Here is a 13927-nt window from a genome sequence, read left to right on the forward strand (position 1 = left end):
TGTCGGGATCTGTAAAGATCTTCTCATAGTTCATCAGCCCGTACTTGGTAATGCCATTGAAAAGGTCATAGTTTGTAAAACTGTAGAAAAGGGATGAGAGGAAGGGATATACCTTAAACAGGATAAACCCAACCAGCCAGGGCAGGATGTAGAGAAGGCCGATATTTAATGCCCAGAATCCTTTCTTTTTCTTCATAATGGTTACCTCCATTTATTTGGTGCTTTATACGCAGTCCGCATACTTTTCCGCCAGAAGCGTGCCTGTAGCGCAGCCCTTTTTCACGGCGTATGCGAGCGGTTCACTGAAGGCCCTGTTACGGCCCTCCAGCTGTGTTCTGATGCCTTCGCGGAAGATGTCCTGAAGCGCTCTGTAATGCTCATAGATCTCAGGGGACATCTCTTCTATAATGTCGATCAGCAGAGCCAGGTCTGTCTCGCTGAGAATTTTCAGTGTCTTAAAATATGTAACAATGCTGCTGTAGTTTTCTTTGTTTTTAACTGCTTCTCTGATTTCTTTTTCTGTCATAATCCATTCCTGTCATGTATCGGCCTTCCGGAACGCTGTCGTCAAACAGCGCTCCGGACAGCGGATACCTAATATGGCCGGCGGCCCCTGTAAAGGGGCAGCGCCTTTTCAGACGCTGCCGTGTTTATGTTCTGCCGTTTCTTACACTGCGCTGCTGCGTCCGGTTTTGCATCTGGATGGCGCAGCGCAGGAAAAATCACTTTACTGATAGTTGCTGTAGCACTCTTCGATTCCCTTTATCAGCTCCTGTGCTGCCTCTGCGGAGGTCTCCTGTCCTGCAGACAGCTTGCCGAATACCTTGTAGTATACGCCGTCAGGATTTGCCTTTAAGTCGTTGTGCTCAAAATATGGATCCAGAGGGAACTTACTGTAGGAAGTTACCTTGGCGTTTGCTTCCTTAACCATCTCGTCGCCGATGCCCTTCTCGTTAAGGATCTCAAGGGCCTTCTTGGAGCATGGGATACCTCTCTCTGTACCGGAGATCTCAATGCCCTCATCATCATTTAGCAGGAAGTTGATCAGCATAGCTGCTTCCTTTGGATGCTCAGAGTTTGCAGAAACCGCAAATGCCATGGATACCTTTGTAAATCCGCCGTTGTAATCGCCAAACTTGGGGAATTCGCCGATCACCAGTTCCTGTCCTGGCTTGTCGGTGCTCTCTTCGATAGCTTTCTTAAACTTGCTTACAGAGGAATCCCACTCAAGGATGCCTGCGTACTTACCGTTGATCCACTTGGCATTCTTATCGATGGAGTCTGCCATATCGCCCTGCAGAGTTGCCAGAGTAGGAATTACATGATTCTCTTCCAGCTTTGTGATGAAATCCATGCCCTCCTGGATCTCTTCCTGTGTATACTGCAGCTCGCCGTTTTCTACCCAGGGCTTGCCGTACTTGCTCTCCAGATAGTAAACAAGGAAGATCTGGCGGTCATACTCGCCCAGAGCCAGAGGATAATAATCGTCGCCCTTGGCCTTAAATGCCTCGCCTGCTGCCAGCAGAGATGCCTCATCGGTAGGAATGTCGCATCCAACCTCGTCAAAGGTCGTCTTATTCCAGTAGAACAGACGTCCTGTTAAGGAAATCGGCACTGCCATCAGCTTGTCGTCTATCTTGCACTGATCCAGCACATCCTGATCGAACTGTGTTAAGTCGATCACATCGCTGTAATCATTGAGATTTACAAAGTTCTTTCCATTGCCGCTGTAGGAGGTAATCCAGTTCCAGTTGATCTGCATTACGTCTGCCGCGTTGCCTCCCTGGATTGCAAGCGCCTGCTTCTCCTCCCAGCCGTTCCATGCGCCGTACTCTGCTTCTACCTTAATATTAGGATACTTCGCCATGAACGCTTCGATTGCCTTCTCAGTTGCCTCGTGACGGCTGTCACCGCCCCACCAGGAGAACTTCAGTGTTACTTCCTCGCCGCTCGCCGCGCTGTCAGCCGCCTTGCTGTCTCCCTCAGCTGCCTTGGAATCTGCTGCCTTGGTCTCTGTGGAACCAGAGCTGCCGCAGGCCGCCAAAGACAGTGCCATAGTGGATGCCAGAGCCAGAGATGCTGCTTTCTTCAAATTTCTCTTCATTTTACTCTCCCTTTCTTTTCCTCCCCTTTGCTTACACATTTTGCAAAGGTTTGCAACGTTGTTTTGGAAACTGTGCACTTCTTATAGGTAAGCGTTTACAAATTTGTTACCTTTTCAGTAAACGTGCTCATTTCCTTTGATGTTTTCATCATATCATCATACCATACAGTTGTCAATTATGTATTGTGCACATTTTTATACTTTATTTTTATGCAATATGCCCAGTTTTAATCTTTATTTTTTTATGATAAGATGTTTTCAGAGCGAAAAATAACACTTCGGGCATATTATAAGGTATTTTTCACTAAATCAATTCAAAGAAATATGGAATTACAATGGTATTTATTACCCGTTTTCCCACTGCAAACGTTTACAACCCATTTGCATTCCCCTTGTCTTTGAAAACACTTACATTTATGCTACTATTTTATATGTATAAAGGAGAGCGCAGAACAAAATGAAGATTTTAGACAACTACATTGACCAGCTACTGGAAAAAAGCACACCTCAGGCCCCTGTATGGAATATTGAGAAGATCAAAAGCGGCGGAAAATCCACCTGGAACTATATCGACGGATGTATGATCAAGGCAGTCATCGAGCTGTACCACATTACAGGAAATAAGAAATATCTGGAATTTGCCGATTCCTTTATCAACTATTTTGTAAACGAGGATGGCTCCATCCAGTCGTATGATCCGAAGGAATACAATCTGGACAACGTAAATGCAGGCAAGACGCTGTTTGACCTGTATAAGCTCACAGGCCGGGAAAAATACCGCAAAGCCATCGATACAGTTTACAGCCAGCTAAAGGGACAGCCCCGGACCTCTACGGGCAATTTCTGGCACAAGATGATCTATCCCAACCAGATCTGGATGGATGGACTTTACATGGCACAGCCTTTCTATATGCAGTATGAGGTAGAATACAACAATAAAGCCAACTGCCGCGATTCCTATGAGCAGTTCCTCCATGTGTATGACCTGATGCGCGACACAAGAAACGGCCTGTATTACCACGCCTATGATGATTCCAGAGAGGCCTTCTGGTGCGATCCTGTCACCGGACTGTCCGACAATTTCTGGCTCCGCGCTCTGGGCTGGTACGCTATGGCTCTGGTTGACACCATGGAGGTAATGCCGGAGGAGATGGCCGAAGAAAAGGCACGGCTGGGCGCTGTCTATAAGGAGCTCATCGACGCCATGCTGCCCTACCAGGACCAGGAAAGCGGTATGTGGTATCAGGTAGTGAACCGCGGACGCATCCAGCCAAACTATCTGGAGACCTCAGGATCTGCTATTTTCGCATATGCCATTATGAAAAGCGTGCGCCTGGGTTATCTGGATGAACGCTATTTTGCTTTCGGCAGGAAGGCGTTTGACGGCATCTGCGAAAAATATCTCTCTGAGGAAAACGGCGAGCTGCAGCTGGGCGGTATCTGTCTCGTAGCAGGCCTTGGAAATAAGGAAATGCGGGAAGGAACCTTTGATTACTATATGAGAGAGCCTGTTGTTAAAAATGAGGCAAAGGGCGTGGCTCCGCTGATCCTTGCCTATATTGAAATAATGATGCGGGAAAAAGCAGAGCGTTAAGAGGCAGCGCCCCTTCGGCGCTGTCAGGCAAAACGCTTTTCCCCCTTTTTTGTCAACTACACTGCAGATCAGGAGAATTTATTTATGCTGAAAGAAGAAAGACAGGCGCAGATCTTAAATAAACTGCACACCTCAGGAAAGGTCGTAGTCAGCCAGCTGGCCGCCGACCTTCAGGTATCCGAGGATACCGTACGCCGGGATCTGCTGGACTTAGACCAAAAGGGAATGTTAAAGCGGGTCTTTGGCGGTGCAATCCCCTTAGAACGGCCGGTCATCGGATTTTTTGACCGTGAAAGCGCCAATGTGGAACTGAAACAAAAGCTTTCCGAGCGGGCTCTTGGATTTTTGGAGCCGGATCAGCTGGTGGCGATCGACGGCAGCAGCACAAACCTGCAGTTTGCCAAAAATATCCCTTCTGATATGAAGCTGACCGTGCTGACCAACAGCTACAGCATTGCTCATGTGTGCTCCATGAAGGAGAGGGTGAGAGTCATCGTACTTGGCGGAGATCTGTTAAAGGATTCCATGACCACAGTGGGAGAAACCGCCGCCGCTCAGGCGGCCGCCTACCACCCGGATCTCTGCTTTATGGGGGTCTACGCTATTCATCCTGAGTACGGCATGACGATCCCCTATCCAGAAGAAGTAAGCATTAAGCGGCAGCTGATCGGTTCCTCCCGAAGGGTCATTGCCCTTGTAGACCCGGTAAAGCTGAACACCGTGTCCCGCTATCATGTATGCGGTATTGAAGCATTCACGGCGTTAATCAGCGACGGATCTGTGGAGGGCGAGATGGCGTTTGGATACAGGAATCGGGGATTGGATTTTTTATAGGGCTGCCATTACATCCCGCCTTTTATGAATGCTTTGCAGCGATTCAAGGCGGCGTATTTGCGCGTTTTTGCGTCTATCCCCTTTGTTTTCATGCGTTATTATGCGTTTTTTATGATCTTGAATATATTTATATGATATATTGTGCAAATTACCGCATTTTTCTGCATTACTTTGCTTGACATTACTTTGACACGCGTTATAATGGATATGTAAACCAGTATCAAACACGGCGGCAGCCCGGAAGAAGAGAAATCGGGCTTAAGACCTGTATCCGTCCGGCGAAAACAGGCCTCTAACACCCGCCCATCGGGCGAGCTGCCGCAAAATGGAATGAGGAGGATTTTGTTTATGAGATTTTTCATCGACACTGCTAATGTAGACGACATCCGCAAAGCAAATGATATGGGGATCATCTGCGGAGTTACCACAAATCCCTCTCTCATCGCCAAGGAGGGCCGTGATTTCAAAGAAGTGATTGCCGAGATCGCATCTATTGTAGACGGGCCCATCAGCGGAGAGGTAAAAGCCACCACCACAGACGCAGAAGGAATGATCGCCGAAGGACGTGAGATCGCAGCCATCCATCCCAACATGGTTGTAAAGATCCCCATGACCACTGAGGGTCTCAAAGCCGTAAAGGTACTGGCATCTGAAGGGATCAAAACCAACGTGACCCTAATTTTCTCCGCAGCCCAGGCTCTTTTGGCCGCCCGCGCAGGAGTTGCCTATGTGTCTCCCTTCCTGGGCCGCCTGGATGATATCTCCATGCCCGGTATTGACCTGATCTGCGATATCACCGAGATTTTCCAGATGCACGATATTCCCGCTCAGATCATCGCTGCCAGCGTGCGCAACCCCATCCATGTGATCGACTGCGCCAAGGCCGGGGCTGACATTGCCACGGTTCCCTATAAGGTTCTGGAGCAGATGACAAAACACCCGCTGACCGACCAGGGAATCGCCAAATTCCAGGCAGATTACCGTGCTGTGTTTGGGGAATGACGGAATAATATCAGCGGTTTCTTTCTCCCCAGAGGCGGTCTGCTTTTTCCAAAAAGCGAACCGACAGCCAGTGATTATTCCAAGGAGCGCTCCTCCCAGAACGTCTGTCGGATAGTGCACATAAAGATACAATCTTGAAAAGCCCATAAGGACCGCCAGTATCCCTGCTGGTATCCACCCGCGGCTCTTTCCAAAGTAAAGGGCCGCCGCGGCGGCAAAGGCAGCCCCTGTATGACCGGAAGGAAACGAATAATCATGAGGCCTGGCAATTAAAAGCACAATTTCTGCACGGATGTCAAAGGGCCTCGTGCGGGCTGCCAGCGGTTTCAGTATCACATTGCATAAAACCGCTTCAAGCGCCAGACTGACTGCCATACCGGCTCCCAGTCTGCGTGTTTTTGGAAAGCAAAGCAGGATCGCCGTCATGGCGATCCATATAATCCCGCCGTTTCCCAATGCTGTAATGACCGGCATCACAGCATCCAGCATTTCACAGCGCATATGCTTCTGTATGAGATCCAATATCATAAAATCTATATTCATTTAACTCTTTCCTTCCTGATTAACATCTATCATACCCATTATACCAGGTAAAAAGCCAGGCGGCCAGAATAATTCTGCCGGAAAGCCAGGATGAACCCCTTTCCGTTTGAAACAGAAAAGGCCGCCGGCTCAGATTAGCCGCGGCCTCTTCGTACCTGTGTATTTTTTTGCAGATTACCTGTAATCCGTATTTGTTTACATAATTCTGACGTGTTTTAAGGCTCCCGTCTTTGAAAACTCCGTCCATTCGCACACATTTACGGCGTGATCACCGATGCGTTCCAGATACTTGGCAATCATCAGCAGATCAATTCCCTGATCAGCCTGATCCGGAGATGACTTTAACAGACTGATCACGTCATTTTTCACCTTATTAAACAGACTATCTACCTCATCATCCATGTGGATAATCTTGGTAGCCTCCTCCAAATCCTGCGTAATAAAGGCTTCAACCGCATCATGCACCATCTTCTGGGCCTCCTGGGCCATAGCGGGAAGGTGCTTTACGATGTGATATGCGTGCTCGCTGCGGATGCGCAGGATCAGTTCTGCAATGTCAGAAGCATGATCGCCGATGCGCTCCAGATCCGTTACCACCTTTAATGCCGTGGAGATCTGGCGCAGATCGCAGGCTACCGGCTGCTGGCGCAGGATCAGAGACAGGCAGCGGGACTCAATAGAGCGCTCCATGTCATTTACCAGACGGTCTCCCTTGATCACGTCCTCAGCAAGCGTATAATTCTGATCTTCAAAAGCCACAAAGGTCTGCTCAATGGCCCTTTCCACCATCAGAGCCATTTCCCTTAAATCTTTGTTTAATTCTTCTAATTCATGTTCATAAGTAACGCGAACCGTCATATCATTTCCCTTTCTGTCAATCTCCGGCTATAGAAATCCCATCAGCCGAAACGTCCTGTAATATAGTCCTCTGTGCGTTTGTCCTTTGGCATGGTAAACAGTTCATCCGTAGGCGCATACTCCACAACCTCTCCCACCAGGAAGAAGGCCGTATGGTCAGCAATACGCGTTGCCTGCTGCATATTATGGGTAACAATGGCAACCGTATATTTATTTTTAAGATCATCCATCAGATCCTCAATCTTTAAGGTGGAAATGGGATCCAGAGCGGACGTTGGCTCATCCATCAAGAGCACCTCCGGCTCCACTGCCAGCGCTCTTGCAATACACAGGCGCTGCTGCTGGCCGCCGGAAAGCCCCAGCGCCGACTTCTTTAAACGGTCTGAAACTTCATCCCAGAGGGCCGCGCCCTTTAAGCTGCGCTCTACGATCTCATCCAGCTGGGCCTTATTGCGGATGCCATGGATCCTGGGGCCGTAGGCGATATTATCATAGATGCTCATTGGAAACGGATTGGGCTGCTGAAACACCATTCCCACCTTTTTACGCAGCAGGGTGGTATCTACCTGAGGATCATAGATATTTTCATTGTCAAGAAGCACCGTTCCCTCGATCTTTACATTGGGAACCAGATCGTTCATACGGTTTAAAGTTTTCAGATAAGTAGACTTTCCACAGCCGGAAGGGCCAATAAAGGCAGTGATCTTATTTTCATAGAGATCCAGATTTATGTTTTTTAACGCGTGATTCTCTCCGTAATACAGATTCAGGTTCTGTGTGGAGATCTTTACCTTGTTTTCCACAGTTTTTCTCCTTTGGTCTTATCTCGTTTCCACGTTGAAACGATGGGACAGATATTTTGCAAGGCCGTTGATTCCCAGGACGATCACCAGAAGAACGACGGCAACTCCGAAGGCCTCGTTGTACTTTGCCTTCTGCATAAACAGATACAGCTGAATGGTCAGCGTTCCGCCGGACTCGAACATCTTTGTAAGCAGGTTTTTCGGCAGATAGTAACCGCTTCCCGCGGTAAACAGCAGCGCGGCGGACTCTCCTACAATACGTCCGATAGCCAGGATTACTCCAGTGATGATACCGGGCATAGCGCTTGGCAGAAGGATCGTGCGGATCATATACCACTTGGTAGCACCGATTCCCAGCGCGCCGTGGCGGTAGCTGTCAGGAACCGTCTTTAAGGCCTCCTGGGTTGTGCGGGTAATCAGCGGAAGGATCATCAGAGTCAGCGTCAGCGCGCCGGTAAGGATAGAATATCCCAGCCCCAGTGTATTCCCAAAAAATACCATTCCAAAAAGACCAAAAATAATGGATGGGATACCGGACAGTGTTTCTGTGGTAAATTCGATCACGCGCACTACTTTTCCCGGCTTTGCGTATTCATTTAAATAAATGGCCGAGCCTACGCCCAGCGGAGTAGCGATCAGCAGCGTAATCACAACAATATAAAGGGTATTGATAATATTTCCCAGGATACCGACCGTTCCCTTGGTGGCGCTGGAGGCTGTGCTTAAGAAAGACCAGGTCACATGGGGTATACCCCTTACAAAGGTATATCCCAGAATACCAACCAGAAGGAGCAGGGAGATAGCTGTGCAGCCGTAGATCACACCTGTAAGCGCTACATCCGCCGAACGGACGTGTTTTCCGTAAATGCTTTCTCTGACAGCAGAACGTTCATCGACATTAACTGCGGCTTCACCTGTCATTTTTATGGTCTCCCTTCTTAAGTATTCTCGTAAGGCTGATATTGATCAGCATAATAAATGCAAACAGCACAAGGCCGATGGTAAAAAGCACCTGCCTGTGAAGTCCAGAGGCGTATCCCATTTCGGACACAATAGCAGTGGTAAGGAAACGAACGGAATTAAAGGGCAGCGGAACATTAACAGAGCTTCCCGATACGAGGCTGATCGCCATGGCCTCTCCGATGGCACGGCCGATTCCCAGGACGATAGCTGTGATGATGCCCGACTTTGCAGCAGGAAGAACCACCTGAAAAATCGTCTGGATCTTAGTGGCCCCCAACGCCAGGGATGCGCTTCTTAAATGCCCCGGTACGGCTCTGAGAGCCGATTCGCTGATATTGATCACGGTGGGCAGGATCATCAGGGCCAGCACCAGCACCGCCGAGATCAGATTGGCTCCGCCGGTAAACTGATGGTCTGTTCCCTTGAAAATAATCAGCTCCAGCTTATACATCAGCGGGTTTAAGATCAGGATACCCAGCAGTCCGTAGATTACAGACGGAATACCCGCTAAAAGCTCAACTGCCGGACGGACGATATTGGCAACCTTCTTTGGCGCTACCTCTGCCAGGAAAACCGCCGTCATCACGCCAATGGGAACTCCGATCAGAATGGCAAGGAAGGTTCCCACAATGGAAGTCAGAATAACATATAAAATACCAAAGCTGGGATCCGCAGCGTCAGGCTTCCAGACTGTTCCAAACAGGATATCGGTAATTCCTACCTGAAACAGAGCGGGCGCACCGCTGATCACCATGTATAACGTAATGGATGCAACAGCCAGAACAGCGAAAAAGCCGCAGGCGGTGAAAATCACCTGTGCAGCTTTTTCAACGCCGGACTTGCTGCCATGATGGGAACGTATGGAAAATGTTTCCGTTGTCATTGCAGATCGTCTCCTTTCGCGTATCTGATTACTTATCTACGGAGATCAGTCCTACGGACTTGACAAGCTCAGTGCCTTCCTCAGAGTGAATGAAATCGAACAGGGCCTTTACCAGATCATTCTGCTCAGAAATCTCACCCTTGGTTGCCATTACGAACGGACGGCTCAAGAAGTAGTTTCCAGCCTTGATATTCTCCTCGGTTGGTTCGGATCCGTCTAATTTTAATGCCTTTACTGTGTCATCCAGTACGTCCAAAGATACATAGCCGATAGCTCCAGGTGTGGAAGCAACCTTTGCCATTACCGCACCGGTGCTGTCTAACTCATTGGCGTACTTGCACTTGTCCTCCAGCTTTAACAGCTCTTCAAAGGCAGTTCTGGTGCCGGAACCAGACTCGCGGCCCACTACTACGATCGGCGCGTCGCTTCCGCCTACATCCTTCCAGTTTGTCACAGTGCCGTCATAAATACCTGCCAGCTGATCCTTTGTCAGGTCTTCTACCGTGTTTGAGGGATCTACTACAACTGCGATTCCGTCAATCGCTACAATATTTTCAACGACGCCCTTTGCCTTTTCCTCATCCTTTAAGTTTCTGGAGGCATTTCCAATATCTGCGGAACCATTTGCAACTGCTTCAACGCCTGCGCCGGATCCAACAAATTCAGCTGTTACTGTTACCTTTGGATATTTTTCCATAAATGTCTCGCTGAGAGCATTTGCAAATTTTTCCATGGAAGTCGAGCCTACCATACTGATGGAGCCGCTTAAGTCGGCTGTTTCCTTTGCCGCCTCTGTCTTAGCGTCTGTCTGCTCTGCTGCCTTTGTGGTCTGCTTTGCAGCAGTAGTCGTCTCTGCAGAAGAGCTGCCGCAGCCTGCCAGCATCCCTGCGGCCATCACTACAGAACCAACCGCTGCCAGAATCTTCTTACCATTCTTTTTCATAATATTGTTCCTCCGCTTTTTGCGCCTTGCGCTATATTTTTATGTGTTTGTGTTCCTCGTTACATTGTGGAGTATACAAAAGTTTTACATTTGGAGAAAGCAAGTTATGGTATAAGTTTTGTAAATTCTATGTAAATTGATATAAAAACCGGGCGCTGATTCCCCTGGTCGGATACACGGACAAAGCAAAAACGCCGGAATCAGCGGATTTACCACTTTCTTCCAGCGTTTTACATGATTGTAACTGTTCAAACAGAAACATATAAACATCTGTGTTATTTTTTGTAACTATTCATCCATGCGGCAACTTGTGCGGAAATATGTGCGGCAGTCTGGCAGGAAGATCGCAGGACTGAATAATTACTATTTCTTTGCCCCAGTGTTTTTTATGAAATCATTTCCGCATTTTGGACAGTGAATGCTTACCTTTCCGTGATTTCTGGGAATACGGATCTTCTGTTTGCAGTTGGGGCAGCAAAAAATCCTGTATCTTCGGCTTTCGCTCAGACGAAACCTCCACTTTTTCCAGATTTCTGTGATGTGAAAACGAAAGCGCAGGTAAGCTTCGTTTTCCCTGCTGCGTCTGGAGATGTCTCTGGAAATTATGCGGGCGTAAAGAATGATGAGCAGCAGCAGAAGCAGACCGCGGATAAATGAAAGGATCCAGTACGATCGGATAAAGCAGCTGAACAGCGCCAATAAAACAACCACCCACGACAAAAACCGTCCCAGCTCGTCCGCACCATAGCGGCCAATCATAAAGCGTTGGAGTTTTTCTCTTAGATTCTGCATTTGAGCGCTCCTTCCTTGGTGGATGTAGACGAGGTGGGATTATTCGATCCAGATACCGTCGGTTACTGGGCTGAAGCCTTCGAATTTGTTGTCTTTTACAGCTGAGAAGGCGCCTCTGATTCTGTAATAACCTTTTTTCTGGTTCTTAAATGTTATATTTACTGATGGATAATTTAATCCATCCGGATAATCTTTCGCGTAAAATTCTGCATCATAATATGTAACTTGATACCAAGCCCCATCCTCTTCATCATATCGATCTAAATACAAAGTAATATATACCTCTTCTACTGGTACTGCTAAATACGCCGTTCCTACCCCCCCAATATCTCCATTTCCTTGGTTAGAAATGACTACATCTGCACCAACAAAAAAATCTCCTCTTTCTACTGCTCTCTCACTTGCCTTTGCTTTATCCCTATTTTTAGGAAGTAATGAAGATCTTGTTTGAAGTGATGCAGGTTTCTGTAAATTTCGAGATGCTGCCAAAACATTTAAAGACATTAATTGTATTATTAATAATGATATAATTAAACTTTTAATTATTTTTTTCATTTTGTATTCCTTTTCACTTTAATATGTCAAATTCTCTATTATTTTTATAAATTCTTCTTCATCAATATCAGCCGTAAATCTATAATACACTCCATCATCTATAAAGGTTGTCTCATATCGCATTTCACCATTGGATAAAACTTCACTGTATATTTTTAAATCCCTGCCAATCCACTTATTAAAAACAGTGTTCTCTTGTTGTACTAAATCTGATCTATACTGATAAGAAACTTCTGTTTCATACTTTGATTGAATCATATATATATTTTGCTTTCCTAAAACAAAACGTAACTTTGCCATTCCATCTTCAATAACGATCTCCGAAAATTTCATTTTATAAGGCCTGTATCCGAAACGAATTGGTTTTTGTTCCAGAATTTGTTCTATTTTCTGATAAGCTAATTCCTCATCTCCCTCACTTACTTTATTTGAATCATTATTCAGTACAACACCTCCCCCAGCCTCTCTCTCCCGATAAAAATACGACTTTCTCCCCAAAGCCACAAAGCATCCGCTGCCAGTCAGCGCTGCCGCAAGCAGTCCTACAGCGGCCACCCGTTTCCATTTAACCCGTTGCGGAGCGGTAAGTATTTTCCTGCGTTCTGCCTCCACCCGCCTGCAGATGCGTTCAAACTCATCCGCAGGCGGCGGTTTGATTGGCAAAGGGCGGGTATTTTTCTGGGCTTTTTCAAACTCCCTCAGGATCTGCTCGTCTGAAAGACCACATATTTTCTCCAGTTTCCTCTGCATGATAATATTCTGATTGGGTTGATTACTGTAAAATTTTCCCACGGGGCACCTCTATTTACCAAATCTCCTTAAGTTCCCTTATGCTTTAGGGTTGACTTTTTGCAGTTAATGCTTACTATAATAGTAGATGTTTTACCTTCAGGAGGCCATTTATGAAAAAAATTATTCTGACCGGCGGCGGTACTGCCGGACACGTTACCCCCAATCTGGCCCTGCTTCCTTCTCTGAAAGAGGCTGGATATGAAGTCCGCTATATCGGTTCCTATCAGGGCATGGAGCGCAAGCTGATTGAAAACGCTGGGATTCCCTATGACGGGATCTCCTCAGGCAAGCTGCGCCGGTATTTTGATATAAAAAACTTCACAGATCCATTCCGCGTTATCAAGGGCTATGCTGAGGCAAGACGTCTCTTAAAACGGTATAAACCCGATGTGGTATTTTCAAAGGGCGGCTTTGTAGCTGTGCCAGTCGTGCTGGCAGCAAAGCATTATAAAATCCCAACCATTATCCATGAATCTGATATGACCCCCGGACTGGCAAACAAAATCTGTATCCCCTCTGCTGCAAAGGTCTGCTGCAATTTCCCTGAGACCTTAAAATACCTTCCAAAAGACAAGGCGATTCTCACCGGATCCCCTATCCGTGCGGAGCTTCTTAAAGGCGATCGTGCCTCCGGCCTGGCCTACACCCATTTAAAAGGCGATAAACCGGTTCTGCTGATCATCGGCGGCAGTCTGGGCTCTGTAGCCGTCAATACTGCGGTACGCCGCGTCCTTCCACGCCTTCTGCCTTCCTTCCAGATCATACATATCTGCGGAAAAGGCAATCTGGATGAATCACTTATCAGCACAGAAGGCTATATGCAGTATGAATACGTAGACGCTCCTTTAAAGCACCTTTTTGCGGCTGCTGACATCGTGGTATCCCGTGCCGGAGCCAACTCAATCTGCGAGCTTTTAGCCCTCAGAAAGCCCAACCTGCTGATCCCTCTGTCTGCGGCTGCCAGCCGAGGCGATCAGATCTTAAACGCTAATTCCTTTGCAAAGCAGGGTTTCAGCAAAGTCCTGGAAGAAGAGGCTATCACCGATGACGCTCTCTGTGATGCGGTGACTGAGCTCTATACCAGCCGCGCCTCCTATATCAGGGCCATGGAGACCAGCCAGTTAAACCATGCCGTAGAAACCGTCATGTCACTGATCGAATCCTGCGCCAGCCGTTCCTGACAGCTGCCTTCTGCTTTACAGATCTGTGTACTCCCGGAGACCGCAAAAGCTCTATCTGATGATACCATCCGTAGAGTCCG

General features: G+C 47.5%; 14 protein-coding genes and 2 pseudogenes. 4 read left to right on the top strand and 12 right to left on the bottom strand.

Annotated features, from left to right (window positions below; genetic code table 11):
- The 3 genes and pseudogenes from HW447_RS13465 to HW447_RS13475 form a co-directional block, all read right to left on the bottom strand.
- A pseudogene (locus HW447_RS13465) lies at positions 1-196 on the bottom strand (sugar ABC transporter permease); the annotation flags it as partial.
- A 27-nt stretch (positions 197-223) separates the two neighbouring features.
- Positions 224-526, bottom strand: a complete 303-nt coding sequence (locus HW447_RS13470; protein ID WP_176255662.1) for a hypothetical protein — start codon at positions 524-526, stop codon at positions 224-226.
- A gap of 201 nt (positions 527-727) precedes the next feature.
- Positions 728-2104 (bottom strand): ABC transporter substrate-binding protein, encoded by a 1377-nt coding sequence (locus tag HW447_RS13475; RefSeq protein ID WP_176255663.1) that lies wholly within the window; start codon positions 2102-2104, stop codon positions 728-730.
- A gap of 457 nt (positions 2105-2561) precedes the next feature.
- Between HW447_RS13475 and HW447_RS13480 the strand changes: the two genes are divergently transcribed.
- The 3 genes from HW447_RS13480 (at position 2562) to fsa (ending at position 5534) form a co-directional block, all read left to right on the top strand.
- A complete protein-coding gene (locus tag HW447_RS13480; protein ID WP_176255664.1) occupies positions 2562-3698 on the top strand; it encodes a glycoside hydrolase family 88/105 protein in 1137 nt (378 codons plus the stop codon).
- A gap of 84 nt (positions 3699-3782) precedes the next feature.
- A complete protein-coding gene (locus HW447_RS13485; protein ID WP_176255665.1) occupies positions 3783-4532 on the top strand; it encodes a DeoR/GlpR family DNA-binding transcription regulator in 750 nt (249 codons plus the stop codon).
- A gap of 348 nt (positions 4533-4880) precedes the next feature.
- Complete coding sequence (gene fsa / locus HW447_RS13490) at positions 4881-5534, top strand: fructose-6-phosphate aldolase (protein WP_176255666.1); 654 nt, start codon at positions 4881-4883, stop codon at positions 5532-5534.
- Between the two features lie 60 nt (positions 5535-5594).
- On the opposite strand, the pseudogene HW447_RS18430 reads toward fsa, so the two are convergent.
- The 9 genes and pseudogenes from HW447_RS18430 to HW447_RS13535 all read right to left on the bottom strand — a co-directional run.
- A pseudogene (locus tag HW447_RS18430) lies at positions 5595-6077 on the bottom strand (phosphatase PAP2 family protein); the annotation flags it as partial.
- 195 nt (positions 6078-6272) lie between these two features.
- On the bottom strand, positions 6273-6935 hold the full coding sequence (phoU, locus tag HW447_RS13500; RefSeq protein WP_176255667.1) for a phosphate signaling complex protein PhoU: 663 nt from the start codon (positions 6933-6935) through the stop codon (positions 6273-6275).
- Between the two features lie 41 nt (positions 6936-6976).
- The gene (gene pstB, locus HW447_RS13505; protein ID WP_176255668.1) at positions 6977-7738 is read right to left on the bottom strand and encodes a phosphate ABC transporter ATP-binding protein PstB; all 762 of its coding nucleotides are present in this window, start codon (positions 7736-7738) and stop codon (positions 6977-6979) included.
- Between the two features lie 18 nt (positions 7739-7756).
- Entirely contained in the window at positions 7757-8659 is a 903-nt protein-coding gene (pstA, locus tag HW447_RS13510) for a phosphate ABC transporter permease PstA (protein WP_176255669.1), read from the bottom strand.
- Positions 8649-9584, bottom strand: coding sequence for a phosphate ABC transporter permease subunit PstC (gene pstC / locus HW447_RS13515; RefSeq protein WP_176255670.1), 936 nt, complete (start codon positions 9582-9584; stop codon positions 8649-8651). Before pstC ends, pstA begins: the two co-directional genes overlap by 11 nt.
- A gap of 28 nt (positions 9585-9612) precedes the next feature.
- The gene (locus HW447_RS13520) at positions 9613-10527 is read right to left on the bottom strand and encodes a phosphate ABC transporter substrate-binding protein (RefSeq protein WP_176255671.1); all 915 of its coding nucleotides are present in this window, start codon (positions 10525-10527) and stop codon (positions 9613-9615) included.
- A 363-nt stretch (positions 10528-10890) separates the two neighbouring features.
- Positions 10891-11319, bottom strand: a complete 429-nt coding sequence (locus HW447_RS13525; protein WP_176255672.1) for a hypothetical protein — start codon at positions 11317-11319, stop codon at positions 10891-10893.
- Between the two features lie 39 nt (positions 11320-11358).
- Entirely contained in the window at positions 11359-11874 is a 516-nt protein-coding gene (locus HW447_RS13530; protein WP_176255673.1) for a DUF6147 family protein, read from the bottom strand.
- Positions 11875-11892: 18 nt separating this feature from the next.
- A complete protein-coding gene (locus HW447_RS13535; protein WP_176255674.1) occupies positions 11893-12666 on the bottom strand; it encodes a DUF4367 domain-containing protein in 774 nt (257 codons plus the stop codon).
- A 110-nt stretch (positions 12667-12776) separates the two neighbouring features.
- On the opposite strand from HW447_RS13535, the gene HW447_RS13540 reads away from it, so the two are divergent.
- A complete protein-coding gene (locus HW447_RS13540; protein WP_176255675.1) occupies positions 12777-13847 on the top strand; it encodes an undecaprenyldiphospho-muramoylpentapeptide beta-N-acetylglucosaminyltransferase in 1071 nt (356 codons plus the stop codon).
- The last annotated feature ends 80 nt before the right edge of the window (positions 13848-13927 follow it).

The sequence above is a fragment of the Enterocloster alcoholdehydrogenati genome, from assembly GCF_013282095.1.
Classification (GTDB): domain Bacteria; phylum Bacillota; class Clostridia; order Lachnospirales; family Lachnospiraceae; genus Enterocloster; species Enterocloster alcoholdehydrogenati.